Origin of the sequence: Alteromonas sp. 1_MG-2023 (assembly GCF_030547075.1) — a bacterium.
Taxonomy (GTDB): domain Bacteria; phylum Pseudomonadota; class Gammaproteobacteria; order Enterobacterales; family Alteromonadaceae; genus Alteromonas.
Genome location: NZ_JAUOQH010000025.1, coordinates 1 through 13,829 on the forward strand (window position 1 = coordinate 1; position 13,829 = coordinate 13,829).

At 43.9% G+C, this 13,829-nt stretch carries 12 protein-coding genes; 4 read left to right on the top strand and 8 right to left on the bottom strand.

The genetic code is table 11. The annotated features are described in order from the left end of the window. Positions 1–615: 615 nt before the first annotated feature. The 3 genes from Q4561_RS18655 to Q4561_RS18665 all read right to left on the bottom strand — a co-directional run bounded on the left by Q4561_RS18655 (position 616) and on the right by Q4561_RS18665 (position 3,339). Positions 616–1,053: a hypothetical protein gene (locus Q4561_RS18655; RefSeq protein ID WP_303462762.1), complete on the bottom strand. Its 438-nt coding sequence runs from the start codon at positions 1,051–1,053 to the stop codon at positions 616–618. Next, on the bottom strand, positions 1,040–1,318 hold the full coding sequence (locus Q4561_RS18660; RefSeq protein ID WP_303462763.1) for a hypothetical protein: 279 nt from the start codon (positions 1,316–1,318) through the stop codon (positions 1,040–1,042). Before Q4561_RS18660 ends, Q4561_RS18655 begins: the two co-directional genes overlap by 14 nt. A gap of 818 nt (positions 1,319–2,136) precedes the next feature. Continuing rightward, positions 2,137–3,339, bottom strand: coding sequence for a glutathione S-transferase family protein (locus tag Q4561_RS18665; protein WP_303462764.1), 1,203 nt, complete (start codon positions 3,337–3,339; stop codon positions 2,137–2,139). A gap of 214 nt (positions 3,340–3,553) precedes the next feature. On the opposite strand from Q4561_RS18665, the gene Q4561_RS18670 reads away from it, so the two are divergent. Genes Q4561_RS18670 through Q4561_RS18685 form a run of 4 tightly spaced genes read left to right on the top strand, consistent with a single transcriptional unit; the run spans position 3,554 to position 9,249 of the window. Then, on the top strand, positions 3,554–4,273 hold the full coding sequence (locus Q4561_RS18670) for an ABC transporter ATP-binding protein (RefSeq protein WP_303462765.1): 720 nt from the start codon (positions 3,554–3,556) through the stop codon (positions 4,271–4,273). Further along, a complete protein-coding gene (locus Q4561_RS18675; protein WP_303462766.1) occupies positions 4,273–5,715 on the top strand; it encodes a DUF3526 domain-containing protein in 1,443 nt (480 codons plus the stop codon). Before Q4561_RS18670 ends, Q4561_RS18675 begins: the two co-directional genes overlap by 1 nt. Next, positions 5,712–7,040, top strand: coding sequence for a DUF3526 domain-containing protein (locus Q4561_RS18680; protein ID WP_303462767.1), 1,329 nt, complete (start codon positions 5,712–5,714; stop codon positions 7,038–7,040). The genes Q4561_RS18675 and Q4561_RS18680 overlap by 4 nt, the downstream gene beginning before the upstream one ends. Then, entirely contained in the window at positions 7,030–9,249 is a 2,220-nt protein-coding gene (locus Q4561_RS18685; protein ID WP_303462768.1) for a TonB-dependent siderophore receptor, read from the top strand. The genes Q4561_RS18680 and Q4561_RS18685 overlap by 11 nt, the downstream gene beginning before the upstream one ends. A 251-nt stretch (positions 9,250–9,500) precedes the next feature. Here Q4561_RS18685 and Q4561_RS18690 read toward each other — a convergent pair whose 3' ends face one another. The 5 genes from Q4561_RS18690 to dapA all read right to left on the bottom strand — a co-directional run bounded on the left by Q4561_RS18690 (position 9,501) and on the right by dapA (position 13,815). Next, positions 9,501–9,824, bottom strand: coding sequence for a hypothetical protein (locus Q4561_RS18690; RefSeq protein ID WP_303462769.1), 324 nt, complete (start codon positions 9,822–9,824; stop codon positions 9,501–9,503). Positions 9,825–9,964: 140 nt separating this feature from the next. Then, a complete protein-coding gene (locus Q4561_RS18695; protein WP_303462770.1) occupies positions 9,965–10,882 on the bottom strand; it encodes a DMT family transporter in 918 nt (305 codons plus the stop codon). A gap of 206 nt (positions 10,883–11,088) precedes the next feature. Further along, on the bottom strand, positions 11,089–11,802 hold the full coding sequence (gene purC / locus Q4561_RS18700; protein ID WP_303462772.1) for a phosphoribosylaminoimidazolesuccinocarboxamide synthase: 714 nt from the start codon (positions 11,800–11,802) through the stop codon (positions 11,089–11,091). Positions 11,803–11,814: 12 nt separating this feature from the next. Continuing rightward, the gene (bamC, locus tag Q4561_RS18705) at positions 11,815–12,918 is read right to left on the bottom strand and encodes an outer membrane protein assembly factor BamC (protein ID WP_303462773.1); all 1,104 of its coding nucleotides are present in this window, start codon (positions 12,916–12,918) and stop codon (positions 11,815–11,817) included. Between the two features lie 12 nt (positions 12,919–12,930). Next, positions 12,931–13,815, bottom strand: coding sequence for a 4-hydroxy-tetrahydrodipicolinate synthase (dapA, locus tag Q4561_RS18710; RefSeq protein WP_303462774.1), 885 nt, complete (start codon positions 13,813–13,815; stop codon positions 12,931–12,933). Positions 13,816–13,829: the final 14 nt, after the last annotated feature.

Consider the following 13,829-nt stretch of genomic DNA (forward strand, 5'->3'; position numbering starts at 1 on the left):
CAGAAAACAGCTAATTATGGACCGAAAAAATGTCAGGGAGACACTCGGTTTTTATTGACAAGGGGAGTCATACCAACGCTAAGCTTTGGGGCGCTAGCACGTGGGCTAAAATCCGAGCGAAGCGAGTCAGCCCACGTGTTAGCGTCCCAGCGACCGGAGGGAGTGCCAACAGCGTTTTGTTAGGCGTACAAAGGAAAGTACGCAGCTTTGCTGCTACCACTAGCCAATTAGCCAGCTTGTTTGAATTATTGAATTTAAGATAAAACAACCCTGTGCGAAATGCCAGATGTTAACGGTATTGCTGGATAAAAGAGCAAGTTCAGAAAACTGGTGATGTTGAATGTTGGCGTTTCGGTGTTGATAAAAAGCGCGTTGCTAAAGCCGTTGAAACTACCGAAAAAGCAAGCCGTAAAGACAACCTAGCGAAACAACCTTGATGCTGGAATGTCATGGTTTAACCTACTTTTTAATGCTGTAAGTAAATGACGCCTAACTTTTAAATAAGGGGCGCAGGCATGTGGGCTAAAATCCGAACGAAGTGAGCAGCCCACATGTTTGCGTCCCAGCCCGCGCAGCGGGCGAACTTAATTTTTTTGTTATGTGCCAGCACACTTTTTACTGCCGCCATAACTTTACTGTGCCCAATAAATAAAACGTACCATAAATACAGCATATAATTGAGCTGACTAACCAAAAGGTTATTGAATTTTGGTGCACCACAGGGTCTGAAGTTAAAAAAGGACCAACTAAGCCTGCGATACCACGCAACAAGTAAATGGCAGTAATTAAAGCTAAACATGTTTTTAGGAATGGTAATTTGATGATGATACCTGCACCAGAAAATGCGTATAAGCCCCAGCCAGTAAGGATTGAAGCAATTACCAAAGTTGCAATTGTGGGGTACGGGTCGCCTTGGGCAGCGAGTTGAGCCATACGTTGACCAGCACCAAAAAAAAGATACCAATCAGGACCACCGAAAATACAACTGACATGAAGCAGTGCAGCTAAGATGCTTAAACTACCAGCGATGAATAGTTGATTATTCTTGTGCATTCAAATTCCTTTTGGTACATAACATTAAGCTAAGCGGCGCAGTTGCGGGGGGCATAATGGCGAAGCCGCCCCGCGTAAATGCGTCCGAGCGACCGAAGGGAGTGGTCTTAAGCGCTTTGTTAGAAGCAGAGCCAGTTCCCTTGGTCTGTTTAAAAACTGATAAAGCCAGCATACGATTGATTGTTAACACAGACAAGAAAAACGACTGTGCATTGATGTTTTTGATTTGACTGAAGCTAGCCGCCATTTGAACTGTCAAACGCATTGGCGCTTGTTGACGTTGAATAATAACTTGGCGATAAAGCGCCTAATGCGCAACCTTTGAATTGAAAGCGGCGGATTTAAACCTACCACAAGCCAGTACGATGCTAATGAAAACAGGTGAGGGCAGTTGCACTGGGATTTGTATTAAGCCAAACGCAGTTTAGGCTGACGCCTTATAACGCTAAGCTTTGGGGCGCTAGCACGTGGGCTAAAATCCGAGCGAAGCGAGCCAGCCCACGTGTTAGCGTCCCAGCGACCGGAGGGAGTGCCAACAGCGTTTTGTTAGGCGTACAAAGGAATGTACGCAGCTTTGCTGCCACCACTAGCCAATTAGACCGCGTACTTAAATTATTGAATTTAAGATAAAACAACCCTGTGCGAAATGCTAGATGTTAACGGCAATGCTGAATAAAAGAGCGAGTCTAGAAAGCTGGTAATGCAGAATGTTGGCGTTGCGGTGTTGATTAAAAGCGCGTTGCTAAAGTCGTTGAAACTACTGAAAAAGCAAGCCGCAAAGACAACCTAGCGAAACAACCTTGATGCTGGAATGTCACGGCTGAACCTATTTTTTATACTGTAAGTAAATGACGCCTAACAGCTTATTATATCGAAAAATTCCTTTATACAAGATGGAAAGTTTCCGTACATAATTTCCCTAATTCACAAACTTTCGCACAAAAATCCCATTGTATCAATCCACTACAATCCAACCTTTCAAAAGCGCCCCCACATTCCGGAATAATTCCGTTTTATTATCAGTGAGTCCAAAACCTCAAACCACTGCATAAAAACACACACCACTAACAACCTCAACCCAACTCACTCAAACACCAATCTATTCCGTTCAATAGCCACCCTGTCTTTCACGTCCAACCGCATGTATTCCAAGCCCCCTACTTCTTCTAACAGTTTCGTCAATTCCGGGCGTGGCTGTTCAATACTATTAAACACATCTAACACCCGTTGTAATTTGTATTGATGAAAGCTCGATATAAAGCGTTGCTCTCCTATATATCCAGTTTCGCCACGCCCTATTTTAAAACTGTGCTGACCTATTGTTCTTGGGATAAAGCGCAAAGTATTTTCACTACTCGCATTCTTTTCTCGCCAATCGGTTAACGCTTCTGAAGTGTTTTTCAACACTGGCCACTGCTGAGTGAACATATCTTTTAATAGTGGCAGCAAGGTTGCGGGTATTTCATCGTTCTCTAAAAACGCAGGGGTACTGGCAGGGGTATCGGTATCGTTACTAGCAGAAGTATTTGCTTGCTGTGCAGTATTTGGGTTATTCATGCGCTTAACCCACGCGGCTACATTGGGGGCTATTTTATCCATTAACTGCTCGGGAACTGGGTCGCGGTACAAGTGGGCATACAATGGGCCTAGTAAGCCAAAGTCACCAGTGCAGGGTTTATCGCCCAACAAATACTTGTGTGTGGCGAAATGTTCGTTTAAATAGTGCAGAACGGTGTTTTCATACCAGTCTTCAATATAAGGAATACTTTTTTCGGTAATGCCTAACAGTGGCACAAACCCTTGGAATTTTTTGGCTAGCTTTTTACCGAAATACGCTTTAATAAATTTTGGTGCTTTGGGGGTAACTACTTGCCCGAACTCTTCATAGATAAAAGGGAAGTTATCTTTATTCCAGCGGTAGTGCATGGCGGGAATAACCAACCATTCATCGCCCCATAAGGCGAATAGTTCGCTTACAAGGTGCTGTGCCGATGTGGTGGGTACTACTGATAGATGATTGCTGTCGGCGATTGGCTGGATATTCGATTGTGTATTTTCCCGAGTCTGAGCTTCAAAGTAATCAATAATGCGGGCGGTATCTTGTAAGTATTCACCTGTGGGTGTTTTAACCACCGGAATAAAGGTAACACCGGTTTTCGGGCGAATAATCTTCTTGTATACCGATACAGTAGATAATACCTCGGTAAAAGGCAGTTGCTTATACTTAAGGTAAGCGCGAATTTTACCCGTGTACAAAGACACTTCTGAACCATACAAAATATACACTACAACATACTCTTAAACGATGAATAACAACAAGATAATAGTAAGTGTCGTTTGCGTCTATCGTATGCCTATTTTGTTAAGTGATACAGCATCATAAGAACGGCTTTTTACCAACCGCCTATTAGCTTTATAAACCAAAATTGCTAAAAATATTTCACATTGCAATTGTTACAATATAACATATCAACAAATTTCGACTTTATACCGCAAATCAATGACATCAAAATCTGTAATCAGCGCTAGTGAATTATCGGTACGCATAGATCAACGTACTATTCTCGATAACCTTAATTTTGAAGTAGGCAAAGGTGAAGTATTTGCCCTTCTTGGTGGAAACGGTGCGGGTAAATCCACCACCCTTAAAACCTTTTTAGGGCTAATGAAACCTAGTACTGGAACAGCGTCTGTTATGGGCATGTCGGTAGCAGAAAATACCAACGAAGTGCAAAAGTCGGTGGCTTATTTGCCTGAATCAGTAACCCTTTATGGTCATCTTTCAGGGTATGAAAATATTCGCTACTTTTTGTCGGTAGCCGGTGTCGAGAAAACGGATGACGCTATTCATGAAGCCCTTAATAAAGTGGCGTTGCAGGAAAATGCATGGCACAACACTTTATCGAACTACTCAAAAGGAATGAGGCAGAAAACCGCTATTGCATTAGCCATTCTACGTAATGCCCCAGTGCTGTTTTTAGATGAACCTACTTCTGGTCTAGATCCTGCCGCTATTGATGAATTTAACTCGCTAGTGTCTGAGTTAGCCAACAATGGTGCCACCATATTTATGGTAACTCACGATGTGTACGGCGCTTGTCAGGTTGCTCACCGCATTGTGCTATTAAGCAACGGCAAGCTTACCGGTTCATTCGAACGTGTGGGCGATACGCCTATCGATACCGAAGCCGTTCACGCAGCCTTTGCTGGGCGTAAATAATGATGAGCAATACAATAAAAACCATTTGTGCTGAGCAGTGGCGTTATTGGCTTCGAACCAAGGTTGCCACTACGGTGTTAATTTTGGGTAGTGTACTTACCCTAGCAGCGCTTGTGGTAAATGCCTTTCATATTGAAGAAGCAGCGCACGCCAGAGAAAACCTTCAACATGAAGCTGAAGAACGCTTTTTATCGCAGCCAGATAAACACCCCCACCGCATGGTGCATTACGGGCATTATGTGTTTCGTACACCTACCCCGCTTAGCGTAATAGAGCCTGGTGTAGACACTTACACAGGTAACGCTATTTTCTTGGAAGGTCACAGGCAAAACAGTGCCATGTTTGCCGAGCAGCGCCAGTCTGCAGGGCTTACTCGCTTTAGTAGTTTAACGCCAAGCTTTTTGGCGTTAGTGTTGGCGCCGCTGTTTATTATTCTGATTGGCTACGGCAGCGTTTCGCGGGAACGTGAAGCAGGCACGCTAACCTTATTACTTACCCAAGGCGCTAGCCGCTGGCAGTTGGTGCTAGGAAAGCTAGTGGCATTAATGCTAGCTAGCAGTATTTTCTTATTGCCATTGCTACTAGCCTGCTTGTATGTCGCTTTTTCCAATGAAAGCGCGTTAGTGGTAACGCTTTTCTGCTTAGGTTACGCACTTTACTTCTTGTTATGGGCTGTGGTGGTTACCGCCTGCTCTACGCTGTTTGAAAAAAGTAGCGCTAGCTTTACCGTGCTTATTGTTATTTGGATGAGCGCTTGCATATTGCTACCTAGAATGGGAAGCAGTGTGGCTACCAGTGTAGAGCCTTCTATCGGTAAGTTAGAAGCCGACTTTAAAGTAGAAGAAAAGCTTCGAAACTTAGGTGATGGTCACGATGTTAACGATCCGGCTTTCGTTAAGCTTAAACAAGAGCTGCTAGATAAGTACAACGTAAATTCTGTAGACGACCTACCCGTGAACTTCAGAGGCATAGTGGCGCAATATTCTGAACAGCGCCAAGCTGTTGTGATTAATGAATTTGCTGAAAGCCGCATGCAAGAAGAACTAGCGCAAGCGCGTATTGCTAGGCAGTTTGGTTGGCTTTCGCCTACCGTTGCACTGCGTTCATTCTCAACGTTGCTTGCAGGCACCAGTATTGAAACCCATCACCGCTTTTTACGTGAAGCTGAAATCCTACGTATGCAGTTTGTACAAGGCTTAAATAAGGTGCATGTAGAAAAGCTAGATTACAAACTGGATATGAACCGCAATTCAAGCGAAGAAGCCGCAGACAAAGCGGTAGTTGAAGCCAGTAACTGGGCAGTATTATCTGAATTTAGTTTTCAGCCAGAAGCCCCGATGGCGCGCTTAAGCAGTGCTGCCATGTATTGTTTACAACTTCTTCTTTGGGTGGGTGTTGCTGCCCTACTTCTTAAGCTTGCAGTAAGGAGACTAAACCCATGATGCGGTTTAACGATATTAAGCGCGAAGCAGGGTTTGTATTTGCCCACCGCCAATTTAAACTCACTTTGTTAGTGGTATTTCTATTAAGTACTGCGGCCTTATGGTCGGGTCATGCGGAAATGCAGGCACAACAAGCCACTATTGAACGCTTACTAGAAAAAGACCAGGTAGAGCGTGAAGCTGTGCTTTCGCATCAAGATAGTTACGGCATGGTGGCCTATTACGCATTTCACCTAACGTATGCGCCGCCTTCTCCCCTAGCCTTTGCGGTTGTTGGCGAACGTGATGTGTTCCCGTGGAAACATCGTGTACGTATGTTGGCCCTTGAAGGCCAAATTTACGAAAGCGATACCGACAACCCAGAATTGGCGTTTTTAGGGCGTTTCGATTTTGCCTTTGTGGTAAGCGTACTGCTACCGCTGTTTATTATTTTGCTGCTGTACGATTTAAAAGCCAAAGAGCGTGAAGCCAGACGCTTCGACTTACTTAACGTTACGGCGCGTAATAGCCATGCGGTATGGACATCTCGTACCCTCGTTACGCTGGTTCCGTTAGCGTTAGTTACGCTGGTTCCATTTGTGGCCTTTGCGATTGTGAATGGCGCTTCTGTAAGCTCTATCTTGTTAGCCTGCATTATCGTGCTGGGTACTATAAGTGTGTGGTCTGCCATTGTATTAGCCATTGGCGCAGCACAACGTTTTGCTAAATACAGTGCCACTCATCTTGCTTCGTTAATGTTAGGCGTATGGCTTATTACCACCGTAATCGTACCTGTTACCGGTCATACCGTTATTAATGCTGCGGTTGAAACCCCTGAAGGTGGCAAAATAGTCCTTACACAGCGTGAAGCCGTAAACGGTGCATGGGATAAACCCGTTGAGGAAACGTGGGAAAAGTTTATTGAAACTCACCCACAATGGTCTGATTACACGGCTTACGATCCTAAGCGTGATGGCTCGTTTAACTGGAAGTGGTACTTCGCGTTTCAACAAGTTGGCGATGAAAGTGCAAGCGAACTTTCTAACGCGTATCAGCAAGCCACTATTCGAAAAAATCAGCTGGCGGGCTATGTCTCTTTGCTATCGCCTTCGTTGCTAACCCAGCGTTTGTTATCGAACACTGCAAGTACGAACGTGCAATCTATGATTGATTATGAAAATAAGGTGCGCGCTTTTCACGCGTCGTTGCGCGAGTTTTACTACCAACAACTTTTTGCTGCGCCTGAGTTTTCAGAATCAAGCCTTAAGCGCTTACCGCAATTCACTACATCTTCACAATTTACTACTACACCAATGAACACACAGGAAAACACCAATGAAAAATAACTGGGTGAAATCTACACTCGCCATCAGTATTGCTGCCTTTTTCAATGCGCCGACTTTTGCTCAAAGTGATGCTCAAGCAAATGCCCAAAGTAATGCACAGAGCGAAGAAGAAAAAGTAGAAAAAATTACGGTACATGGCATGCACCGCGCTTATCAAGGCGCGTTTGAATACAAAGAAGTGCCTGCCGCAGCACAAGACATCGACTTGGGCTTAATTGGTGATGCGGGTGCCATTAACTTAAATGATGCGTTAGACCTTTCTGCTTCCGTAGCAAGGCAGAATAACTTTGGTGGACTGTGGAATAGTTTTGCAATTCGTGGTTTTTCTGGTGATGAAAACTTACCAAGTGGGTTCTTGGTAAATGGTTTTAATGCTGGCCGTGGCTTTGGTGGCCCTCGTGATTTGGCTGGCATTGATCATGTGGAAGTATTAAAAGGCCCTAAAGCGGCTTTGTTTGGCCGCGGTGAACCTGGCGGCGCGGTAAACTTAGTCACTAAGCGTCCACAATTTTTTACTGGTGGTGAAGTAAAAGCCACTTACGGCAGTTGGGAACAAGTACGTGTTGAAGCCGACGTACAAACGGTAGTAGGTGTTAAAGAAGACATTGGTGTACGTGTTGTTGGTTTTTATGAAGATGCTGAAAGCTTTAGAGATACCGTAGAAACTGAAAAGCTAGGCTTTTACCCTTCTGTTACGTGGGAGTTCTCTGCAGATACCCGTATTACCTACGAGCTAGAATACACGAAACAGAAAATTCCTTTCGATCGTGGCGTAATAGCGGTAGATGGTAAATTAGGCATTCAGCCTATTGAAACCTTCGTGGGCGACCCATCAGGCGATAGAATTAACACTGATGTAGTTGGGCACCAGCTTGAGATTTCTCACGAGCTTAACGATGACTGGAACCTGCTTATTGGCGCTGGCTTGCGAGACACTACCTTTGAAGGTAATGCGTTAGAAACCAACTTCGAAGGTCGCCAAACCTTGTTCATCGACCCAGATCAAACCCTACTGTCTCGCTTTAAACGCTACCGCGATTTTGAAACCGATTACGTAGTACTGCGCGGCGAAATTGCCGGTGAGTTCGATACAGGTTCAGTTAGCCATCGCGTTATTATTGGTGGTGATTACGATAAGTTTGAAAACGATCAAGTTATCTTGCGCTACCGCCCACCGTATTTCTCAGACGACACAAACATCAACGATTTGGATTTAAGCCAATATCTTGTGGTAGATATTCTTAACCCAGATTACTCGCCTTTGGCTGATGTTGAGTTGTCAGATAATTTAGACCGCTTAGAAACTCAAGAAGCTTGGGGTATGTACATTCAAGACCAAGTTAACATTACCGATAAATTTCAAGTGCGCTTTGGTGGCCGAATTGACAAATTCGAACAAGAAATCCAGAACCGCTTAAGCGATCCGGTTTCTATTACATCGCAAGATGATACCCAATTTTCACCTCAGTTAGGAGCGGTATACTTGCTTGATGACAGCATTAGTTTTTACGCCACGTACGGTGAAGGCTTCCGTCAGCTAACGGGTTCTGATTATGCGGGTAACCCATTTGAACCAAATCAGTCTGAGTCTACTGAAGTGGGTGTTAAAACCGACTTAACGTCATTCTTTGATGATGTACGCGGCGATATCACATTATCTATCTTCAACATCGAGCAAAGTAATATTTTAGTGTTCGATAGCAGCGATGAAGCCTCTGATGGGTTCTTTTTAACCCCCGGCGGCGAAGCGCGCAGTCGTGGTGTTGAGCTAGATGTTAACGCTGAGTTTAGCAACGGCATTTGCTTGTGGGTGTCTTACGCTTATATCGATGCTGAAAGCACCAATGATGCTGCTGATGCTAACTTTGTGGCCGCTATTGAATCGGGCGATCCGCTGATTAACGTTCCTGAAAATCAGTTAAGCGTTCAAGTCGGGAAAAGCCTTACGGTTTCAGATATGCCAGTACGCCTAGGCACTGGCTTGTTATACGTAGATGAGCGTTTAGGGCAAACGGCAACAGACTTCTATTTGCCTAGTTACACAACCGTACGTGCTTTTGCGCAAATTGAACCAGTTGAAAACTTAATAGTACGTGCAGAAGTAGACAACCTTTTCGACAAAGAGCATTACACCAACTCTTTTGCTGAAGTATGGGTTGAGCCAGGTGCACCGCGCCGCTTCAGAGTTTCAGCGTCTTACCGTTTTTAGTGGTTGAATCAGAAGATGGTGATAATAAGCCGTTATTTAAGGCCGAGTTCGAAGGACGAGTTCGAATGCTACTATTTAACGCCAAGAGCGAAGGCTGTAAGTAAAAATTGCATTAGTAACAGCGTGTTATTACTTTAATCGCTCTGACATAACAGTTCTGTTGGTTTTAAAATGATGTGGGCAAGCTTTGTTTCCCTTATGCTTGTTCACATCATCTTTTTTAAAAAGTTAGCCCCTAGCCCGCACCCAATTCATTTACTAGGAAAAGATTGCACTGTTAAGTTGAAGTCTTTACCAATGCCCTCAACAATTCGAGTTAACCCCGCTATTTCGCCTTCGTCATCGTTATTCCACTTGAAGACTAATGTACTGGTACCCTTTCGAAGTTTGCCTTGCCATGAATCAAGACTCACATCCAGATCGCCTCGGGCGTTGGTAAGCTCCCAGCCTTTTTCTTTGAATTGAAAATAGATGATTGCGAAAGTTTCTGTAGGAATAGTTTCAATAATTTTTAAATCGTGGCGTTTAAATTTTGAAACAGTAAGTGCTCTTCGGATTTTGGTAAATAAGCTCACGGTAGCCCTCTAAAGCGTTAGTGCTATTTTGGTTAACATCACCCTTATTTAGTAGTTAACTACTTTTTGAGCGATTTTACCAACATCTCTAGTTAAACTTTAGTTTAACTAGTACATCTTCAAAACCAGTCTGAATTCCATTAACTTCGCCTCTTTTGTATTACTAACCCAATACCACCTAGGGTCATTAACGAGGCCACCACTATTTGAACGCTAATGGCTTCTGACAGAAACGCCCAGCCCATAAGTGTGGCAATTACCGGAACACTTAATTGCACGATAGCGGCCGTTGTCGATTGAATTAAGGGGAGCGCTTTGTACCAAATGGCATAGCCACAGCCAGATGCCAGTACGCCAGAAGCAAGTGCATAAATTACACCGTCGTTACTCCACTGCCACGTATCACTCACCCACAACCAAATGATTAAAGGAATGGTAAGCAGCGTGGCATACAAAAAATTACCTGCGGTAAGCAGCAATGGTGCATTACTCTTTTTACCCAACAAGGAATAAAAGCCCCATGCAACACCGGCGCTAATCATTAGTAGTGCAGACAATAATGGCGGTGCGCTAGCCCCCGGTAAAAGCAAAATAACCAGGCCCGCAAAGGCGAGTAAGAAACCTAACCATTGAAATGCCGCAAAGCGTTCGCCTTTTAATAGCCCCACTGAAATCATAGTAAGTTGTACCGCGCCAAATAAAAGGAGTGCGCCTGTGCCTGTCGACATGGAGATATATGCGTAAGAAAACGCAATAGCGTAAACAAATAAACTTAGCGCACCTAGCAAAGAGGCTTGTTGTTTAATTGCCGCTACTGGGCTATTTGTAACCGTCACGGCGCTATTTTTATTCGCAGCGGCGCTTGTGTCTACTGTTGAAGGTGAACGTTTAGTAGTGAACACAACTAAAAGTGCTAAACACAAGGCGCCACTGGCCAAGCGTATTGTGGTGAAAAGCCCAGGATCGATATCTGTGTTAGCCAATGCCATTCGGCACAACAACGAATTGGCAGCAAACGCCAGCATGGCAATACACACTAATCCAAACGTGTTACCCATTTGTTCTCTCCAACAACTCACACATAAAAACCCTTTTTACCATGGTTTTGATTTTAATACGCTTATTAGCGCTTCACTGCTATTTTATTGAAATTTCAAATTTCTGTATTCACAAAAATACAATACCGCTAATTTGCCTTTTTACAGACAAAAGAAAAGGACCGCTATGGGTCCTTTTTTCGTTCAATCTTTACAATAAGAAGCAGTTACAGTTCAACGCCTAAACGTTCTGCTACTTCAATGTAAGTTTCAACTACTGAGCCTAGGCCTTGTCTGAAACGGTCTTTATCCATCTTCTTACGGGTTTCTTTGTCCCACAAGCGGCAACCGTCTGGTGTAAATTCATCACCTAAAACAATGTTGCCATCAGGATCAACACCGAATTCAAGTTTGTAATCTACTAGCAACATACCAGCTTCATCAAACAACGATTTAAGCACAGCGTTTACTTTAAACGTTAACGACTTCATTTCAGCAATTTGCGCTTCTGTGGCCCAACCAAATGACACAATATGATAATCGTTAATCATTGGATCGTGCAAAGCATCGTTCTTTAGGAAGAACTCAAACACAGGCGGTGCCAACGTTTGCCCTTCTTCTACACCAAGACGACGAACCAAAGAGCCTGCCGCTAGGTTACGAACAACACATTCCACTGGGATCATGTCTAGCTTTTTAACTAAAGACTCAGTGTCTGAAAGCAGCGCTTCTACTTGCGTAGCAATGCCGGCTTCTTCAAGTTTAGTCATAATGAAATGGTTAAACTTGTTGTTCACTTCGCCTTTACGGTCTAGCTGTTCAATTTTTTCGCCATCGAAAGCAGACGTATCGTTTCTGAAATGCAGAATTAACTTGTTGCTATCGTCGGTAAAATACACAGTTTTTGCTTTACCGCGGTAAAGCTCGTCACGTTTTTCCATTCTCAGTCTCAATTATAGATCAAGGTTATCTTCTGACATGACCTCGGCAAATTTGCCGTAAAGGTCTGAAACCTGATTGGCTTCAAAAGGTTCGCTTTCATTATTCATGAAAGTCACTGAACTGCGTCTTTCACCTGCACGTGAAACTTTCAAACGATAGTCGCCTTTTTCAAGTAGCGCTTGTTCTTTGGAGAACAAACCGCCCCACCAACCAGCATCACCACCATTATAGGAAACAAACAGTAAACCGTTTGATTTATCTAAGTCTTTAACGTCGAAACCAAGTTTACGCAAAACTAGCAGCATACGTGGCCAAACCACATCGTACTGTGCATCAACCATAAAGGCTGGGTTGCCGTCATCGTTAAAGCCCATTTCAGTATTTAGACCTTGGCGAATACGCGCAATTCTGCGTGTTTCTTGTAACTGAATTTGATATTCGTAGTGGCCAATCACTTGGTTAAGTACATCAACTTCTTCACGGCGTTCTTGCATAGTAGATATTTCTGCGACTACGTCTTCGCCAGTGGTTGCCAAGTAATCTTTTAAATCAACTGAAAGTGCAGCGGTTCTGCCATGAGGTTTCACATCTAGAACAAATTCGAAACGACGGCCAATTTCACTTTCTGTAGTAGTCCAGCTATACCAAGGGCTGTCTATTTCTTTTTTGATGATCATCCAGTCAGTGTTTAACACTTGCTGTTCAGGATCGAAGAAATCTACGCCAATGCCCTGCTCATCAAGGAAGCTCAACAATGAGTTCCAAATGGCCTGGCTTAACGGCTGGCTATCATCAACTTGGTCGAACCAAATCGTAGCTGTACTTTTACCTTCTTCTACGTGCGAACCTGTTACTAGCGGCAATACCAATGCTGGGGATTGCACAAGCAACTTCTTCCCAACCAAAGTTTCATCTACGCTATCGTCTAAGTCAGGTACTGCAAACTCTCTAGAAAAAGTTGGCGCATCTAAGTCGGCTGGAACTTTAACTTGCTTTTGTTCTTTCGTTTCTAAGTATTTATACGTACCTGAAGCCGTCTTTCTGTCTGTTTGGCTTGAACAACCTGCAAGTGCGATTACTACCATCGAACTCACTATAGCCAGCGTTCTATTCATCTGTGTTCCTTATTAACCCGAAATCAATGCGTATTTTTGTAATAGTTCTTCGATATGTTTTTGGCTTACAAGTTCCGGTAAAACCATAGGTAATCGCATTTGTGCACTTTCCATCATGCCCATTTTGTATAAAGCCCACTTTGGAATAACTGGGTTAGGCTCGATAAATAGCGCGGTGTGAAGCAATTCGATGCTTTCATCAATAGTGCGACATTTATCAAAATCTTTTGCTAAAGCCGCTTCACACATTTGTGCAATGGCCTTTGGAACCACGTTTGCTGTTACAGAAATAACTCCATGACCGCCTTCACACATGAATTCACTGCTAGTGCCGTCATCACCGCTAAGTAAAACGAAGTCTGAAGGAACAAGCGCTTGCGTGGCTTTTAAACGTGCGATATCGCCGGTTGCATCTTTTAGTCCCACAATGTTTTTGTGAGATGAAAGTTGTGCAACGGTTTCTGGCAACATGTCGGCAACGGTTCTGCCTGGTACGTTATACAGAAGCACAGGTAATTCACTGGCATCTGCAATAGCGTTAAAGTGCGCTACCATACCAGCCTGTTGAGGCTTGTTGTAATAAGGCACAACACTTAAGAAGCCATCAATGCCCGCGGTACCAAGTTGTTGGGTAAGAAAAATCGCTTCGGCAGTTGAATTCGCCCCACTACCTGCAATAACAGGAATAGCGCCAGACACCATAGCAACGGTCTCTTTCACTACGTTTACGTGTTCATCGAACGGTAAGGTGGCCGACTCGCCAGTGGTGCCAACAGACACAATACCATGTGTGCCCTGTTCAACATGAAAGCGCACTAGCTTTTCAAGTGACTTATAATCGATGTCGCCGTTTTCAAACATCGGCGTGACGAGTGCTACGTAACTACCAGTAAACATAATCTCTCCGCAAA

Coding starts and splice junctions, on each gene's coding strand:
- Q4561_RS18655 (WP_303462762.1), bottom strand. CDS start 1,053: ATGCACAAGAATAATCAACTATTCATCGCTGGTAGTTTAAGCATCTTA.
- Q4561_RS18660 (WP_303462763.1), bottom strand. CDS start 1,318: ATGCGTTTGACAGTTCAAATGGCGGCTAGCTTCAGTCAAATCAAAAAC.
- Q4561_RS18670 (WP_303462765.1), top strand. CDS start 3,554: ATGACATCAAAATCTGTAATCAGCGCTAGTGAATTATCGGTACGCATA.
- Q4561_RS18675 (WP_303462766.1), top strand. CDS start 4,273: ATGATGAGCAATACAATAAAAACCATTTGTGCTGAGCAGTGGCGTTAT.
- Q4561_RS18680 (WP_303462767.1), top strand. CDS start 5,712: ATGATGCGGTTTAACGATATTAAGCGCGAAGCAGGGTTTGTATTTGCC.
- Q4561_RS18685 (WP_303462768.1), top strand. CDS start 7,030: ATGAAAAATAACTGGGTGAAATCTACACTCGCCATCAGTATTGCTGCC.
- Q4561_RS18695 (WP_303462770.1), bottom strand. CDS start 10,882: ATGGGTAACACGTTTGGATTAGTGTGTATTGCCATGCTGGCGTTTGCT.
- purC (WP_303462772.1), bottom strand. CDS start 11,802: ATGGAAAAACGTGACGAGCTTTACCGCGGTAAAGCAAAAACTGTGTAT.
- bamC (WP_303462773.1), bottom strand. CDS start 12,918: ATGAATAGAACGCTGGCTATAGTGAGTTCGATGGTAGTAATCGCACTT.
- dapA (WP_303462774.1), bottom strand. CDS start 13,815: ATGTTTACTGGTAGTTACGTAGCACTCGTCACGCCGATGTTTGAAAAC.